This window comes from Alphaproteobacteria bacterium US3C007, assembly GCA_034423775.1.
Lineage (GTDB): Bacteria > Pseudomonadota > Alphaproteobacteria > Rhodobacterales > Rhodobacteraceae > Thalassovivens > Thalassovivens spotae.
In genome coordinates this window covers 1807843-1822011 of record CP139918.1, presented here as the reverse complement: position 1 = coordinate 1822011, position 14169 = coordinate 1807843, and the positions used below count along the sequence as shown (strand labels likewise).

At 51.0% G+C, this 14169-nt stretch carries 14 protein-coding genes; 10 read left to right on the top strand and 4 right to left on the bottom strand.

Translation table 11 applies throughout. The features are described 5' to 3' along the window. Positions 1 to 3: 3 nt before the first annotated feature. Positions 4 to 1653, bottom strand: a complete 1650-nt coding sequence (locus UM181_08795) for an acyl-CoA dehydrogenase family protein (protein ID WQC61437.1) — start codon at positions 1651 to 1653, stop codon at positions 4 to 6. A 94-nt stretch (positions 1654 to 1747) separates the two neighbouring features. Between UM181_08795 and UM181_08790 the strand changes: the two genes are divergently transcribed. Both UM181_08790 and UM181_08785 read left to right on the top strand, forming a co-directional pair. Next, complete coding sequence (locus UM181_08790; protein WQC61436.1) at positions 1748 to 2617, top strand: LysR family transcriptional regulator; 870 nt, start codon at positions 1748 to 1750, stop codon at positions 2615 to 2617. Continuing rightward, the gene (locus tag UM181_08785) at positions 2586 to 3059 is read left to right on the top strand and encodes a LysR substrate-binding domain-containing protein (protein WQC61435.1); all 474 of its coding nucleotides are present in this window, start codon (positions 2586 to 2588) and stop codon (positions 3057 to 3059) included. Before UM181_08790 ends, UM181_08785 begins: the two co-directional genes overlap by 32 nt. A gap of 123 nt (positions 3060 to 3182) precedes the next feature. On the opposite strand, the gene UM181_08780 is transcribed toward UM181_08785, so the two are convergent. The 3 genes from UM181_08780 to UM181_08770 all read right to left on the bottom strand — a co-directional run bounded on the left by UM181_08780 (position 3183) and on the right by UM181_08770 (position 5345). Next, complete coding sequence (locus UM181_08780) at positions 3183 to 3599, bottom strand: hypothetical protein (protein WQC61434.1); 417 nt, start codon at positions 3597 to 3599, stop codon at positions 3183 to 3185. 130 nt (positions 3600 to 3729) lie between these two features. Then, positions 3730 to 4092, bottom strand: a complete 363-nt coding sequence (locus tag UM181_08775) for a hypothetical protein (GenBank protein WQC61433.1) — start codon at positions 4090 to 4092, stop codon at positions 3730 to 3732. A gap of 488 nt (positions 4093 to 4580) precedes the next feature. Beyond that, on the bottom strand, positions 4581 to 5345 hold the full coding sequence (locus UM181_08770; GenBank protein WQC61432.1) for a hypothetical protein: 765 nt from the start codon (positions 5343 to 5345) through the stop codon (positions 4581 to 4583). A 133-nt stretch (positions 5346 to 5478) separates the two neighbouring features. Between UM181_08770 and UM181_08765 the strand changes: the two genes are divergently transcribed. The 8 genes from UM181_08765 to UM181_08730 all read left to right on the top strand — a co-directional run bounded on the left by UM181_08765 (position 5479) and on the right by UM181_08730 (position 14169). Beyond that, positions 5479 to 6309 (top strand): hypothetical protein, encoded by an 831-nt coding sequence (locus UM181_08765; protein WQC61431.1) that lies wholly within the window; start codon positions 5479 to 5481, stop codon positions 6307 to 6309. A gap of 63 nt (positions 6310 to 6372) precedes the next feature. Beyond that, positions 6373 to 7044: an AAA family ATPase gene (locus UM181_08760; GenBank protein WQC61430.1), complete on the top strand. Its 672-nt coding sequence runs from the start codon at positions 6373 to 6375 to the stop codon at positions 7042 to 7044. Positions 7045 to 7189: 145 nt separating this feature from the next. After that, positions 7190 to 7498, top strand: a complete 309-nt coding sequence (locus UM181_08755) for a DUF3768 domain-containing protein (GenBank protein WQC64723.1) — start codon at positions 7190 to 7192, stop codon at positions 7496 to 7498. 794 nt (positions 7499 to 8292) lie between these two features. Further along, complete coding sequence (locus tag UM181_08750) at positions 8293 to 8859, top strand: tyrosine-type recombinase/integrase (protein ID WQC61429.1); 567 nt, start codon at positions 8293 to 8295, stop codon at positions 8857 to 8859. Between the two features lie 332 nt (positions 8860 to 9191). Beyond that, positions 9192 to 10256, top strand: a complete 1065-nt coding sequence (locus UM181_08745) for a LacI family DNA-binding transcriptional regulator (protein WQC61428.1) — start codon at positions 9192 to 9194, stop codon at positions 10254 to 10256. A 36-nt stretch (positions 10257 to 10292) separates the two neighbouring features. Then, complete coding sequence (locus UM181_08740) at positions 10293 to 11645, top strand: extracellular solute-binding protein (protein WQC64682.1); 1353 nt, start codon at positions 10293 to 10295, stop codon at positions 11643 to 11645. A gap of 68 nt (positions 11646 to 11713) precedes the next feature. Beyond that, positions 11714 to 12958 (top strand): sugar ABC transporter permease, encoded by a 1245-nt coding sequence (locus UM181_08735; GenBank protein ID WQC64681.1) that lies wholly within the window; start codon positions 11714 to 11716, stop codon positions 12956 to 12958. Next, entirely contained in the window at positions 12955 to 14169 is a 1215-nt protein-coding gene (locus UM181_08730) for a carbohydrate ABC transporter permease (protein ID WQC64722.1), read from the top strand. The genes UM181_08735 and UM181_08730 overlap by 4 nt, the downstream gene beginning before the upstream one ends.

Below are 14169 nucleotides of genomic sequence, written 5' to 3'. Positions count from 1 at the left end.
CTACTAACCCGGTAGGGCGCGGCCGATGATGGCGTCGAGATCCAGCCCCTTCGGTAAGGTCCCAAATGCGCCACGATAGCGTGGAGCGAGGCGACTGGCGCAAAAGGCATCGGCAACAGCGCTGTTACCATAACAGGTCAACAGCGCCCCTTGTAAGGTCAGTGCCATCATCTCGGTCACCATGCGCATTCGGCCCTCCAGCCCCTCTTTGTCTGCCAGTTCATCGCGTAACTCGTCGATTGCCCGGTCGAGATTGGGATGGTTTCCACGCGCTTTCTCTAGTTCTGTCATCAAAGCAGGGATCGCCTCGCGCTCGCGCCCAATAGCGCGCAGCACGTCCAAACCCATGACATTGCCGGACCCTTCCCAGATCGAGTTTAGCGGCGCCTCGCGATAGAGGCGCGGCATGATGCTTTCCTCGACATAACCTGGGCCTCCATGACATTCTAATGCCTCGACCACGAGGCTCGGGCAGCGTTTGGTATTCCAGTATTTAGCCACCGTCGTCCCGATGCGTGCCAGAGCCGCCTCGGCCGGATCATTCGCGTTGTCCATTGCTCGCGCGATCCGCAATCCGAGAGCTAACGCAGCTTCAACCTCTACTGCCATATCAGCAAGAACGTTCTGCATAAGTGGCTGTTGGATCAATCGTTTCTGAAATGCTGACCGGTGCGTGGTGTGATGGAGCGCCTGCACCAGGGCCTGCCGCATGATCCCCGCCGAAGACATAGCGCAATAGAGACGATTGCCCGTCACCATCTCGATGATCGTCCGAATACCGCGGCCTTCCTCGCCCACCATCACACCGTATGTATCCTGAAACTCCATTTCGGTCGAGGCGTTGGATTTGTTGCCCAGTTTGTCTTTCATCCGCTGAATAAATAGATTGTTGCGTGTGCCGTCGGGCCGCCAGCGAGGCACCAGGAAACAGGAAATTCCCATGCCCTCAGTATTGGCCAATACCAGAAAAGCGTCGCACATAGGGGCCGAGCAAAAGAACTTGTGCCCGGTCAGCAGGTAACCGTCGCTGTCAGGCCGGGCCACTGTCGAATTGGCGCGCACGTCCGATCCGCCCTGTTTCTCGGTCATGAACATGCCGATCATCGCGCCGGTCTTCTCGTGCGCAGGGATATCACGGCGGTCATATTTGGTGGACAGGACGCGGGGCATCCATTCTTCTGCAACTGCGGGCGCCATGCGCAGGGATGGCACAACGGAATACGCCATCGCCATCGGGCACATCACGCCACCTTCGGGCTGGTTGAACATGTATGTCAGAACAGACTGACCTACATGGCCTGCGTTCCCTTCATTATGCCAAGCGAAATTGTGAACTTGGTTGGATATCGCGAGATCCATAAGATCATGATAGGCCGGATGAAACTCAACCGCATTGATGCGCATGCCGTATCGATCAAATGCGCGTAGTTCCGGCCCATTTCGATTGGCCTGATTAGCTTTATCAAAAGTTTCTTCCAACCCTGTTAATTGCCCGACATGCGCAAGATGTTCAGCGTGAAATGCTCCGCCCTCAGCATGAGTCCAGTGCTGCAGCGCATTATCATCCTGCCAGAGGTTCTGGTTGCCCATATGCGGAGGCATATTGGTTACCTCATGAGTTGGCAGTCTCGCTATTGGGTCGCGTAATGACATGAGGGATCTCCTTTGGGACCAATCAAACAATTAAATTGCAATTGACGCAAACTTAGTTTTTTGATCACTATGTTTAAAATAATTAAACACAGATATGCGTTTTCGATCATTTGACAGTCTCAACATTTTCCGCACTGTAGCTGAGAAAATGAGTTTCACGGCGGCAGGCGAGGCCTTGAATATGTCCAAGGGCGCCGTGAGCTACCAGATTGCCAAACTGGAAGATGAACTGGGCGTACCCCTTTTCGAGCGCCGCCACATGCATATCCGTCTCACGGGTGAAGGCACGCGCCTGAGAGATGCTGCTGCAAAGCATTTTGGTCTTATCGAGTCCGTAATGGACGAAATAAGGTCAAACGTTGAACAACCACTCTGCGTAGGCGCTCATAGCTGGTTCATCGCTCGGTGGCTTGGCCCGCGACTGTCTGACTTCACGCAAAATCACCCAGATATCGCGCTGAGGGTGGAGCCGATCAACACGACGGCAGATCTGAACAATCCGATGTTGGATATGACCGTGTTCTGGTGTGATGCCGAGACCGGCAATCGCCAGGGGACACATCTTTATCCATCGCGCACTGTGCCGTTGGCCAATCCTGAAATCGCTGAAAGAGCAGGGGAAATCGGACTTGCCAACCTTGTCACTGAGGTGCCGCTTTTGCCTGATGCATCAGGGATGGAAGGCTGGAAACTCTGGCACGCGCTGGCGGGGTTTGACTATGACCCTCGACATAAGCCTGTGCATTTACCGGATGCAAATAGCCGCCTGCAAGCAGTTATATCAGGTAATGGCATCGCCCTTCTGGATGAACTGGCAAAGCCCGAGATTGATTCAGGCTTGTTGAAGCCAATTTCTGACATATGGCTGGCAGGGTATGGCTATTACGTGATCCCTTCAAAAAACCAAGGCACTTCTACGGCAGCGATACGGTTTGAAGAGTGGCTCCGAGATCAGCCTTTTTGATCGCCTCAAAGTAACCTTGGATATGGTCGTACTCGCCGAATTATGTGGAATGGTCTTGTCAGAAAAAACCACCTTGCCCGACAGCATCTTGGAAATTAACTTCTGTGACATGCCTAATACTGTATTCTACCGCCACTTCAGAACCAGTCCTGAGATCATCCAACATGCGGTGATGCTGTATCTTGCGGGACTTAAATTTACACCAAAAAAAAATTCTCTTTCGCTACCGGATGCAAATACCCGCCTTCAGGCAGTCATATCTGGAAATGGATTAGGGATGCAGGACGAGTTTGCAGAGCCAGAGATAGAAAGCGGTCAGCTTGTTTGGTTGTCAGAAATTGCTATTTCTAATTTCGCTTACTGTATCGTCATACCAACGAAGGGGCAATTATCGCCAGCTGCAAATATCTTTGTAGACTGGATGAGAGCGCAGGACTTCTGAAACCGAAAAAGTCGTCGTCAAATCATTTTCTGGTAACTCGAATGAACTGCGTTCTTTCACTAGGTTGTAGACACAGTTTACCCAACCCTGCCAAACCAAAGCTCAACCCATTAACCAACAGGATCACCCCATCATTTTAAGTGCCGCTGCCTCACTTGCTCTGATAAAGTCCTGTGCGCGATATCGCCAATCTAGTTCGCCTAAACGGAGTTCACTGTGGAGAGGTTCGTTGATATTGCGAGGGATTTTAACGCCTGCAAAACCAAACACAGCCATTTCCTCTGGCGTGAGATAACTGCGCACAAAAATCTTTTGGTTTCGGCTTTGCCAGCATAGCGTGGAGAAGTTTCTGATGGTGTGATGCCGCGCAAGCTCTGCAGGCAGGGCTAATCTTAGATCCCCACCGTTCGTATCTGTGTGGTGTGCGTGGATATCATTCCTCTTATTGAAGTGTTCAATCACTGTTTCAAAGAAGCCCTGTACCGCACGCGGTGCTGTTACAATTTTTGCATAAAAGTTTTCTCGGCTAAGTTCGCCCATGTGTCACCTAATTCGTATTTAACTATGTGTCTTAAGAGATAGAGCAACTGGGATTAAATTCCCTTACACGCGCCCAAAATTGTACAGTTTTGGCGAGATTTGCGGCGTAATTCATTGCGGGTGTTGGATTTTAACTGCTGCCTAGCGGTGCCTGCGCACCCTGCGGCTTCAGCCTGTCATAATCTGCCTGTGAGATTGCCGTGCTGATGGCAGGTGGCATACCGGTTGTGGTGTCTTGTGGCTTAGGTGTATTCGCAGACTTTGGGATTGCAGCCACGGGTGGTTTTAGTTGCCCCACAGTCTTTGCGGATTTTGACTTACTCTTTGGCTTGGCGTCTTTGGTCTTGAGCCGCGTATCCAGCGCGTTGGCGAGGAAGCTGGCTGTATTTGCGAAGAGTTTAATGTCGTCCACCGCTTGCTCAACACTGGTGCTTTTTGCGCCCTTCTCGATTACATCAATGAGCTTGCGCATTTCTTCTCTTGCATCATCCATACTGTTTCTACCTCATGCACCCATGCGCTCTGGTTGCTTCCAGATGGCATGGGACTGTTTAGCGATTGCGCTCTCACAAAGGTCTTTCAGGCGATCAAATGTAACGACCCACGTCTGGTGGGCTGTTTGGTCACTCGACCTCAGCTGATCTGCATAATATCCAAGTTTGTGGGAACACACACTTAGCGCTTCCACACTGGGTTCTAGTCGGTGAAAACGCAGTGTTCTAATGTAGCCCTCACTTCTTCCCAGCCAGCTTGTGCAAAACTCTGGTGTATTTTGAATTGCACCGGCACCTCTCAACTCATCGCGTATATGTTCCAATAATCTTATGCTCATAATTAACTCCCTAAATAACTTACACATTTATTTATCTCATTGCGCTGTGTACAACGGGAGACTCTGGGCAAACCAAAACCGGCCAAGACTCGGGAAACACAATGTTGGCCCATAGTGGGTCAACCGACTGTGTTTGCCCCATAGTGGAATTATCTTTTCTCTCTCAGCGGAAACTGCCCCTTGCCCACATTCTCTATATACTGCTCTGCAATGCGCAGGTGACGCTGTACGGACAACTGCTTACGCCGATAAATCTTCTTTTCAATTTTATCTGTCGAGAGATTGAGGCTCTTTCTGGATTGAAGAGTTTCACCATCCACAACGTGATTGATGCGAAGACCCACTAGATCGGCCAGCTCTGCATCTTTGAAGTTTGGATGCCTCTGCTTTGCATCCCAAACGAGAAGATGTTCATGTAGTGCAGAGAGGATAGGCTTCGTTGCCACTGGATACTTCGCCCGGCTGGGCAACTTCTGGCGCGCTGCCTTTATAATTTGAGGACGCACCAAACGCTTGAACTGGCGCGTTGTGATCGCCAGTGATGTTTCAAGGGGCACCTTTAGGATCAGCGTGTGATCGTCCCCCTGCTCTCCTGCTTCAGCTGTGCTTACCTGTCTTATGGGTGGCTCAGCAAAGATCCAGTTATGCGCGCGCCACCAATCCCAGAATTCGCCTTCGTGCACATTGCCAAAGTCTGCATAGAGCTTGGCATAGCGCCCTCGCCCACCCTGCGCACAGGTACGTTTGTACCCCTCATGGCGCCTTAGATACTCCCACCAGTAGTAATAGACCGAACATTGCCAAGGCTCTGCCTCTGGAAAAGGCGGCGGTGGCAGCACTCTTTTGCTGCGTTTGGGATCTTTTACGGGCCACGCATAGGCAAAGTGCAATGGGCGATCTTTAAACTCTTCCATAAAATCAATCCAAAATGATGCCAATTATAATTTATATTAATGCTTTTTATATCGGCATCAAACTTTGAATTACGTTTGTTTCATCGACACGGCAATCACGCCAGTCGCAGTTTTAAACTTTGGAGAACTAAAAATGACAAACGTAACTCAAAACACAAATGTAGCGCCAAGCCTAACGTCCGTTATCGATGAGATGATTGCAAACCGCATCAAATGGCAAAACGGCACCTATGCAGCAAGCAATGCAGAGCTCTATGCAATTCTAGGCAACTGCTTGGAGCTTTTTAACAAAGCCAAAGACGCCAAAACTGGTTTAGCCAAAGCCATTACGGAGCAATTGGAAGAGCGCGGTATTGGATATAACAGCTCAACCAGCCTAGCTTTGAAGATCATCCGCCTTGTATTTGTTGGGCCTAATATGGAGCAAACAATTGCAAGCCGCGCATTCTCATATGCGCGCGTTCTTAAAGTCGCTTCTGACGCAGGACAAATCGGCGATACGCTTGAGACGTTCATTACTGACAATCACGGTATTGATGAGATCCGTCGCGCCAATAAAGAAGGGCTGAGCGAAGCGGATAAAGCCAAGCAGAACAAAGACTATGCAGAAACCGTATTAAGCGATGCAAATGGTATTATGCAGATCGAGATGAAAGACGAGCTGCAGCCCGCAGATGGTGAACAATTCAGCCTGGCCCTTATTCGCAAAAATACGGATGGAACCGGCACTATTGTGTTTGGCACAGATAAATTGGTTCCAATAAAAACTGTTCTCACATTGGCAGGCAGTCAACTTAAAGAGCAGGCAAGTCAAACAGAGCAAGCGGGCGTTGCAAAGCGCAATGAAGAGCAGCGCAAAGCCAATCTAAAAAGTTTGAGCCAAGAAATGGAGCCGCAGTCGTTTCAACCTGCCTTACATGTCGATGTCACTGAGTTAAATGGCGCAGCTATCCCTGCGGAATAATCAGCCTTGATAAGTGAGCAGTCTTTGCACTGCTCACTATTTCTGTTCGAAAGGAACAATTAAATGAAGTTTGAAGAAAAGCATCGCCCCAAAACTTTGGACGATATTATCTTTGTGGACGCTTATGTCGAACGTATCGTCAAAGAAACTGCCGCCAACAAAAGGCACAAGCATCTTATTCTGCACGGACCACGCGGCGCTGGTAAGAGCGAGACCGCAAACCTGATCATGAAGAGTAGATACACAGAAGAAGACGTGAACATCGCCAAATGCTCAGTGCATGCAAGCGCGTTAGAAGATAAGAGTTTGGATATTCTCACCGGTAATTGGAACTACCAACGCGCCTTTGGCATGTTGAACGGATGTTTGGTCATAGAAGAAGTGGATCAACTAAAGCCCGGCATGCAGCAAACATTGCGCGCAATCGTCGATGAGCATACTTTTGGCATTATCATCTGCACCACAAATAACCTGCACCGGATTGATCAGCCACTCCAAGATCGTTGTCGATGCCTAGAGTTTACCTATCCAACCGTAGATCAATGGCTTCCCCGAGCCAAAGCCATATTAGATACTAACGGTATCTTTTTAACCGAAGTTCAAACCCAGCTATTGCTAAAAGGGTTTGAAGGCAGTGGACGTAAAATGATGGATTGGTTGGAAGATACAATTTTGGATTTTACCTCAGATAAGTCTGAGTTTGATCAGCTTCTTGAAGCCCGCACTGGATCCTAAAGCTTCTTACCAGCTTACTGAAGAGCCGCTCATTTTTTGGGTGGCTCTTTTTTATATTATCCGGTCGTCCAAACTTACCGTTGAGCATATGCTTTTGTAAAAGGAGCTAGGCTTGCAGCCCGACGTTGACAGAACAGTCCAATCTATTGCCCTTTTAAACGATCAAGCCCGCACCACTCTCACCAATTGCAAACTCATCATCACACGAGGCATAGATTTGCTAGGTAACGACGCTGTGGATTACATCTTAGATTTGGTGAAAGGTTTTGATGACTTCTCTGAGCGCAATGACCCATTTGGCGAACATGACTTTGGAGCCATCGAATATGAAGGCAATACTGTCTTTTGGAAGATCGATTACTACGACCTTGATCTGATGAACCACAGCCCTGATCCAAGTGATCCACATGTGACCAGACGTGTGCTCACAATAATGCTTGGAGAAGAATATTAGGTGTAGTTCTAACTTCTTGAATATCTTTATCGTCAATCGCATCTGCTTCGCATCTACGAGTGTTCAGCTATCGCCGAACTCAGATACTTCGTCTTAACTAATTCAGTTCAATTGAGTTCGTTTCCTTTATTCGATATTGCAAAGAGCAGTCAGATCAACGCCTGTAAAGGCATCAATCTAAAACTGCTCAATGCATCTGTTGCACATCGCTTGTCAGCCCGTATCACCAAACCCTTTGGAGGGAAGAGCAGGTTTTGCGATCATCTCTATTACTGGCGTATCACACGCCTACACAGAACCCATACGGTCAGGCAAACCTGTGCAGTGACGGATCCCTTGCGGGGTTGTCTTCCGTCTCACTTTTAGAAGGCGTTCCTTCTCAACCATTACGACTTTGCAAACGTCGTCACCAATTTTGTGATATGCGCGTTTAAGGCATCCTGCCAGCAGCAGGGTAGTGCAAAGAAGACGAACAACGGGCAGTTCGATTTATGCTGACGTTTTCAAAGTACATCACCACAGCGCAATTATAATCGACGCGCCAATCTTGATCTCGTTTACTTTGCCTTATTCAGCCTTTGTTTTTGCCTATATGTTTATTTATCAACTTTAACAAAAAACCTGACTTAAAACTGGTTCGCATTAGAAAACCTCATAGAACATGTATTGTATGAGATTACAGCTGATCCTATTGAAATCATTGGGGATATTTATTGGCAGATTTCGGTCGCCCAACCTAAACCTCAGACTTTATACTCAGAGCTAACAAAACATTATGTTTAAGGAGCTTTGAGATGCGACAAGCACAAACACTAAACGAAGCACAGTTTCGCAGAGTAGTACACTACTGCCGCAGTCGCCGTCATCCAGTTCGTGACACCACAATATTCATGGTTAGCTTTTATGCAGGGCTGAGAGCCAAAGAGATTGCGTCACTTAAACTGGGCGATGTGTTTGATGAGACAGGCGCTGTGCGAGAGCAATTTATTCTGGAGGTGGATCAAAGCAAAGGCAGGCAGCGCAGAACTGTGTATCTCAATCAGCGCTTAAGGAAAGCGCTTGTCACCTATTCCAAAAGTAAATGTTTGCAAGAGTTAGATCGTCCCCTGTTTGAAAGTCAAAAGGGCGGTCACTTTTCGGCAAACACAATGTGTCAGCTGTTCTTGGACATCTATAAAGCCTGCGGTCTTAAAGATGCCTCCAGTCATAGTGGGCGGCGCACTTATATCACCCGACTGGCAAACAAAGGTGTGGGAGTGCGGTTGCTCGCTGAACTTGCGGGGCATTCGCATATCAGCACAACGCAGAGATATATTGATGTGAATAGTGATCAGCTTAGTCAGGCAGTGGAGTTGCTGTGACAGGCAGGAACTAACTAGAGCGGACATTCATTCAAAGCGCAGCAAATGGCTGCTAAGAGCCCGTAGTAGCCGTTAGATGATCATGCAGCGAATGGCAGCTTTGCAGAAGCTTCGAAACCGCATCAAGCAGAGATGGCTCAAACCGGCCTTTGAGCGGCACTGTGGCGACAGTCCGCTATCAACCCCGTGTTCATTTGCGGCAATCGGAGGTGGGACTTGTCGCCCAAAAACTGCGCTTTCTGGCAGCGACGGAAGACCTACCCCAGGAGAACCCCGAAAAGCCCTTGCCGAAACCGGTTTCGGAACTCAAGGTGAGTCGCAGGGAGAATATCATGGGACACGCACCTACAGTTTTTTCAGAAGGTCCAAGCCGCGGCCGCGTCACGATTAATGAGGTTGCGGACGCTCTGCATTTGACCAAATCGACAGTGTCGCGTGCCCTCAACGGATATCCAGACATTTCGGAAGCGACTCAACTTCGAGTAAAGCGGATGGCGGAGCGAATGAACTATCAGCCGCTCAGCCATGCTCAGGCGATCAAGACGGGGCGAACCCGATCACTTGGATTTGTGTTGCAGCTTGCAGATCATGACGCCCAGCGCCCTTTCCTAGCCGAATTTCTTGCTGGACTATCAGCCGGATCAACAGCGCAGGGCTATACTTTGACAGTCGCGTCCGCAGACAGTGAGACACACTTGATCGAAACATTCCGCACACTTTTACGGGAACGTAAGGCGGATGGTTTCATCCTGCCGCGAGCTATGGTTTCCGATCCACGCGTTGAGTTGTTGCGCACCGCAAAGGTGCCGTTTGTCCTATTTGGTCGACAGGCCGACCCCGAGGGGTGCTGCTGGTTCGACATACGCGGCGAAGATGCAATGCAAGAGGCCGTGATGCATTTGTCCGAGCTTGGACACAGACGGATCGGGTTCATCAACGGCGGCACTATCTATTCATACGCAAAATTGAGAGGCGAGGGTTTCCGGGCAGGCATGGCGCAGGCCAGTATGGCCGTTGATCCAGATTTGATTTGCGAAAATGCGGTCACTTTGGACGACGGTCGTGAAGCGGCGGCTTTTCTACTTAAGATGGCGCATCCACCAACGGCGATCGTTTGTGCGGTCGATCAGGTGGCTTTGGGCGTTTACTTGGCCGCGGCTGACCTTGGCATCACAATCGGGCGCGAGCTGTCAGTTGTCGGATATGACGGCATCCAAGAAGGCGCGCATGCCCAGCCCCCACTTACCACCTTTGCTGTCGACAATCGGGCCGCTGGGGTCGAATTAGCGACCCTGCTGGTCAAATGTATTCGGGGCGAGCCGTCCGAGAACCTACGCAAGACTGCGAATGCGGCCTTCGTCAGGCGCGGGTCAACGGGACCTTGCATCAATCTTTAGAATTCGAACCACCAAAATCTCAAGGGAGGAGACACTATGACCATCAAAAGAAACTCACTATTGCGCTCAGGAGCGGCCATGGCGATTGCCTTGTCCGCAACAGGGCTTGCGGCCGATGAACTACGGTTCTGGACTACCGAGGAGCAGCCCGAACGTCTTGCCCGTCAAGAAGCTATGGCGGCTGATTTCGCCGCCGCTTCCGGTCACACTGTCGAGGTCATTCCGGTGACCGAAAATGACCTTGGCACACGCGCAACGGCGGCCTTTGCCGCGGGCGATTTGCCAGACGTGATCTATCATCCGCTTCAGTATGCTGCCCCATGGGCCGAAGCAGGAATTCTGGACACGGATGCTGCAACAGATGCCATCGAAGGTTTGGGCGGCGATACATTTGCCCAGGGCGCATTGAGCATGGTTGCGGTGGACGGCGGTTATGCCTCCGTGCCAGTGGACGGCTGGACGCAGATGCTCGTCTATCGCGCTGATTTGTTCGCGGAAAAGGGCCTTGAACCACCAAATTCTTACGCCAACGTTCTGGCGGCTGTCGATGCGCTGCACAATCCACCAGAGATGTACGGCTTCGTCGCTGCCACCAAGATTGACGAGAACTTCATGTCTCAGGTTCTTGAGCATGTGTTCCTTGCCAATGGTGTGTCTCCAGTCGATAGTGGTGGGGTTCGGGCACTGGACGAAGCGGCTACAATCGAGGTGTTGGAGTTCTACAAGGCCATCGCCGAAGCCTCGCCTCCTGGTGATCTGTATTGGGATCAGTCCCGGACCCTCTACTTTTCGGGCAATGCGGCAATGATCATTTGGTCACCGTTTATCCTGGACGAACTTGCGGGTCTACGTGACAGCGCTCCGCCCACGATCAACGACGACCCAACCTCTTCCGATCTGGCGGCAGCCACCGGAATCGTGACCAACTTTGCTGGTCCATCCAATCCCGATGGTGCGGCATGGGGCGATGTGCGCTACTTCGGTATCACATCTGACGCGTCGACAGATGCAGCGATGGAGTTCGTTCAGTACTCTATGTCCGACGGCTATGGCGCAACGCTGGCAATTGCCCCCGAAGGCAAGTTTCCGGTCCGTCGCGGCACAGCGGACAACCCGACCGAGTACGCAGACCTTTGGGCGACGCTGGACGTTGGCGTCGACCGTAAGGCACCGTTAGGCGACCTTTACGAGGCGTCAATGATCGAGGAAATCGTTGGAGGTTTGGATGTCGCACAGCGCTGGGGCGTTGCTGAAGGCCAGCTTTCTGCAGCCTCTGCCATCATCAATAGCCAAGTTATCAACCGTTTCGTACGCGAGTACATCGACGGCGAGCGTGACGCAGCAGCAACCGTTTCTGAACTGAACGCTGCCATCGCGGCTGTTCAGTAAGAGCGATACCGGACACCCCGCTAGCGGGGTGCCCGTACCCAACCATATCATTCCCAAAAGGAATTCAGATGGCAGATCTCGGCCCCCCCATTGGCACCGGATCACTCGGCAAACGAGAAGCGCGTTTGGCGTGGGGGTTGTTGTTTCCAACGATCACAGCTGTATCGCTGGTCGTTGTGTTACCGCTGCTCGCAATCTTCTGGATTTCCTTCAAACCCGTCGAGCTCGCAGATCTGCGCCCGCCTGAAGTTGTGCTGCGCGAAGACATCCGTGGCAATTATGACGCTGTGGGCGATGAAGCAACGGTCCGTTACCGACTGCGTAATTCATCCCAGGACCATCCGATAACAGGCGTGACCTTTTTGGACACCCTGCCGCTCGGACTTGTTGTACAAGACCTAGACCCTCGCTGCGTTCTGGACAGGCGCGCCCTGTATTGTGACCTCGGCAACTGGGAACCGGGCACCCGTGACACCCTGACAATCCCCGTAAGGGTCGAACAAGCCTATCTGGACAACGAATTGCGCCCGCAAGACAGCCCTGCTGTAACGACCGGTGTGTCATCAAACATCCTGACCAACAGCACATTCACGCTTGAGAACTTCAAAAGGGTCTTCAACGGCGGTGAGTTTTTTGAGGTACTTTGGGTGACGTTTTTTTATACTGTCTTTGGCACCGTCGGCGCGCTTCTTGTTGGTCTATTCGCGGCGCTTCTGCTGAACAAATCTTTCCGTGGCCAAGGTATTCTGCGAGGCCTCTTTCTGTTTCCCTATGTGGCCCCGATTATCGCCGTGGCTTTTGCCTGGCTCATTCTGTTTGACCCTTTTTCGGGTTCGGCAAACGCATTGCTAATCCAGATGGGTTTGACCCCTCAGGCGATCAACTTCTTCGGCGATCGCCCCTTGGCCCTGATCATGGTCACCGTCTTTGAAATCTGGCGCTATTTCCCACTTTCGTTCTTGTTCATCCTTGCGCGGATGCAAAGTATCGACAGTGATATGTATGAGGCCGCCGACATGGACGGAGCCTCGCCATTCCAGCAGTTCTGGTCTCTCAGTGTTCCACAACTACTGGGCATCCTTAGCGTGCTGTTCTTGCTTCGCTTCATCTGGACTTTCAACAAATTCGACGACATTTTCTTGCTGACCGGAGGCAACGCGGGCACCCGCACGTTGACGGTGAGCGTCTATGAACAGGCTTTCGCGGTCTCCAACATTGGCGCGGGCGCCGCGGTGGCAGTCGTAATCTTTGGCTGCTTGCTTACGTTCTCGATGTTCTTCCTCAAATACATCTCCCAAGAGGAAGGCCTATAAAGGCGATGCGCTTCAATTTTATCGCCAGCCCACTGCTGGGCGCCCTATGGATGATTGTTCTGTCTACTACAGTCACTGTCCTGATGAGCTTTGCTTCGGGCGAGCCGTTTCGCCCGCACATCGGGCTATCCGTTTTGTGGGGAGGCGTGATCGGCTTCGCGATTGGTCACAGATGGGGTAGTTTCATTGGGGAAATCTTCGCAGGAGCGGCGTTGCTCGCCCTTATCATCTTCGGATATGGGCCTCTAGTGACGGGCGAAAACGTTTCAACATTCTCCACTATATTTGCTGCCGTTCTCCTGTCGGTCGCCTTTTTTTGGTCCACCCACTACATCCTTATTGACCTCCCGACGGGTGCCTTGAACCGGCATGAATTCGAAGGCGCAGTGATCCGCTTCTTTACCGGCTTTGGCTATATCTTCTTCACGGCCATCGTGCTTATCCCCTTCTATGTTATGGTCATGACGAGTTTCAAAAACCAATCAGAGCTGATGCAGAACCCACTCGATTTCTCGATTGACCTCGGGAAAGGATCAGAACTTTTCCGATCCTATTATGAGCTGTTCAACCAATTCAATTTTGGCAGCTACCTGCTGAATTCATTCTTCATCTCTGTGATTACGGTCTTAATAACGCTCACCTTCGCAATCCCAGGTGCTTATGCCGTGGCGCGGTTACGATTCCGTGGGCAAGCCGCGTTCTCGCGCTCGATCCTGTTGATCTACATGGTACCGATGATCGTTTTAGCGCTGCCAATCTACATCGCTTTCTCAGCAACGGGCCTGCGCAACACCTTCATCGGCATAGTGATGATCTATCCTGTGACGACGATCCCTGTCGCGCTCTATATGCTCCAAGGCTATTTCCGTGGCCTACCGTCAGAGGTTGAAGAAGCGGGATTGATGGATGGCCTTAGCCGCCTCGCCGTGATCTGGAAGATCACCCTGCCAATGTCTTTGCCAGCACTGGCGTCGGTGTCTCTCTATGTGTTTATGATCGCTTGGAATGAATTTCTACTGGCGTTCATGTTGCTGGATGACCCGTCAAAATTCACGCTAACAAGGGGCATCGCTTCGCTTAATTCCTCTGAAATTCCACGCCAGCATCTTATGGCTGGGTCCGTGATCGCTACCGTGCCAATAATGGCACTCTTCCTCGGCCTCGAACGCTTTATAACGAAAGGGCTGACCGCTGGGTCAGTGAAGGGATAG

Coding starts and splice junctions, on each gene's coding strand:
- UM181_08795 (WQC61437.1), bottom strand. CDS start 1,653: ATGTCATTACGCGACCCAATAGCGAGACTGCCAACTCATGAGGTAACC.
- UM181_08790 (WQC61436.1), top strand. CDS start 1,748: ATGCGTTTTCGATCATTTGACAGTCTCAACATTTTCCGCACTGTAGCT.
- UM181_08780 (WQC61434.1), bottom strand. CDS start 3,599: ATGGGCGAACTTAGCCGAGAAAACTTTTATGCAAAAATTGTAACAGCA.
- UM181_08775 (WQC61433.1), bottom strand. CDS start 4,092: ATGGATGATGCAAGAGAAGAAATGCGCAAGCTCATTGATGTAATCGAG.
- UM181_08770 (WQC61432.1), bottom strand. CDS start 5,345: ATGGAAGAGTTTAAAGATCGCCCATTGCACTTTGCCTATGCGTGGCCC.
- UM181_08765 (WQC61431.1), top strand. CDS start 5,479: ATGACAAACGTAACTCAAAACACAAATGTAGCGCCAAGCCTAACGTCC.
- UM181_08760 (WQC61430.1), top strand. CDS start 6,373: ATGAAGTTTGAAGAAAAGCATCGCCCCAAAACTTTGGACGATATTATC.
- UM181_08750 (WQC61429.1), top strand. CDS start 8,293: ATGCGACAAGCACAAACACTAAACGAAGCACAGTTTCGCAGAGTAGTA.
- UM181_08745 (WQC61428.1), top strand. CDS start 9,192: ATGGGACACGCACCTACAGTTTTTTCAGAAGGTCCAAGCCGCGGCCGC.
- UM181_08740 (WQC64682.1), top strand. CDS start 10,293: ATGACCATCAAAAGAAACTCACTATTGCGCTCAGGAGCGGCCATGGCG.
- UM181_08735 (WQC64681.1), top strand. CDS start 11,714: ATGGCAGATCTCGGCCCCCCCATTGGCACCGGATCACTCGGCAAACGA.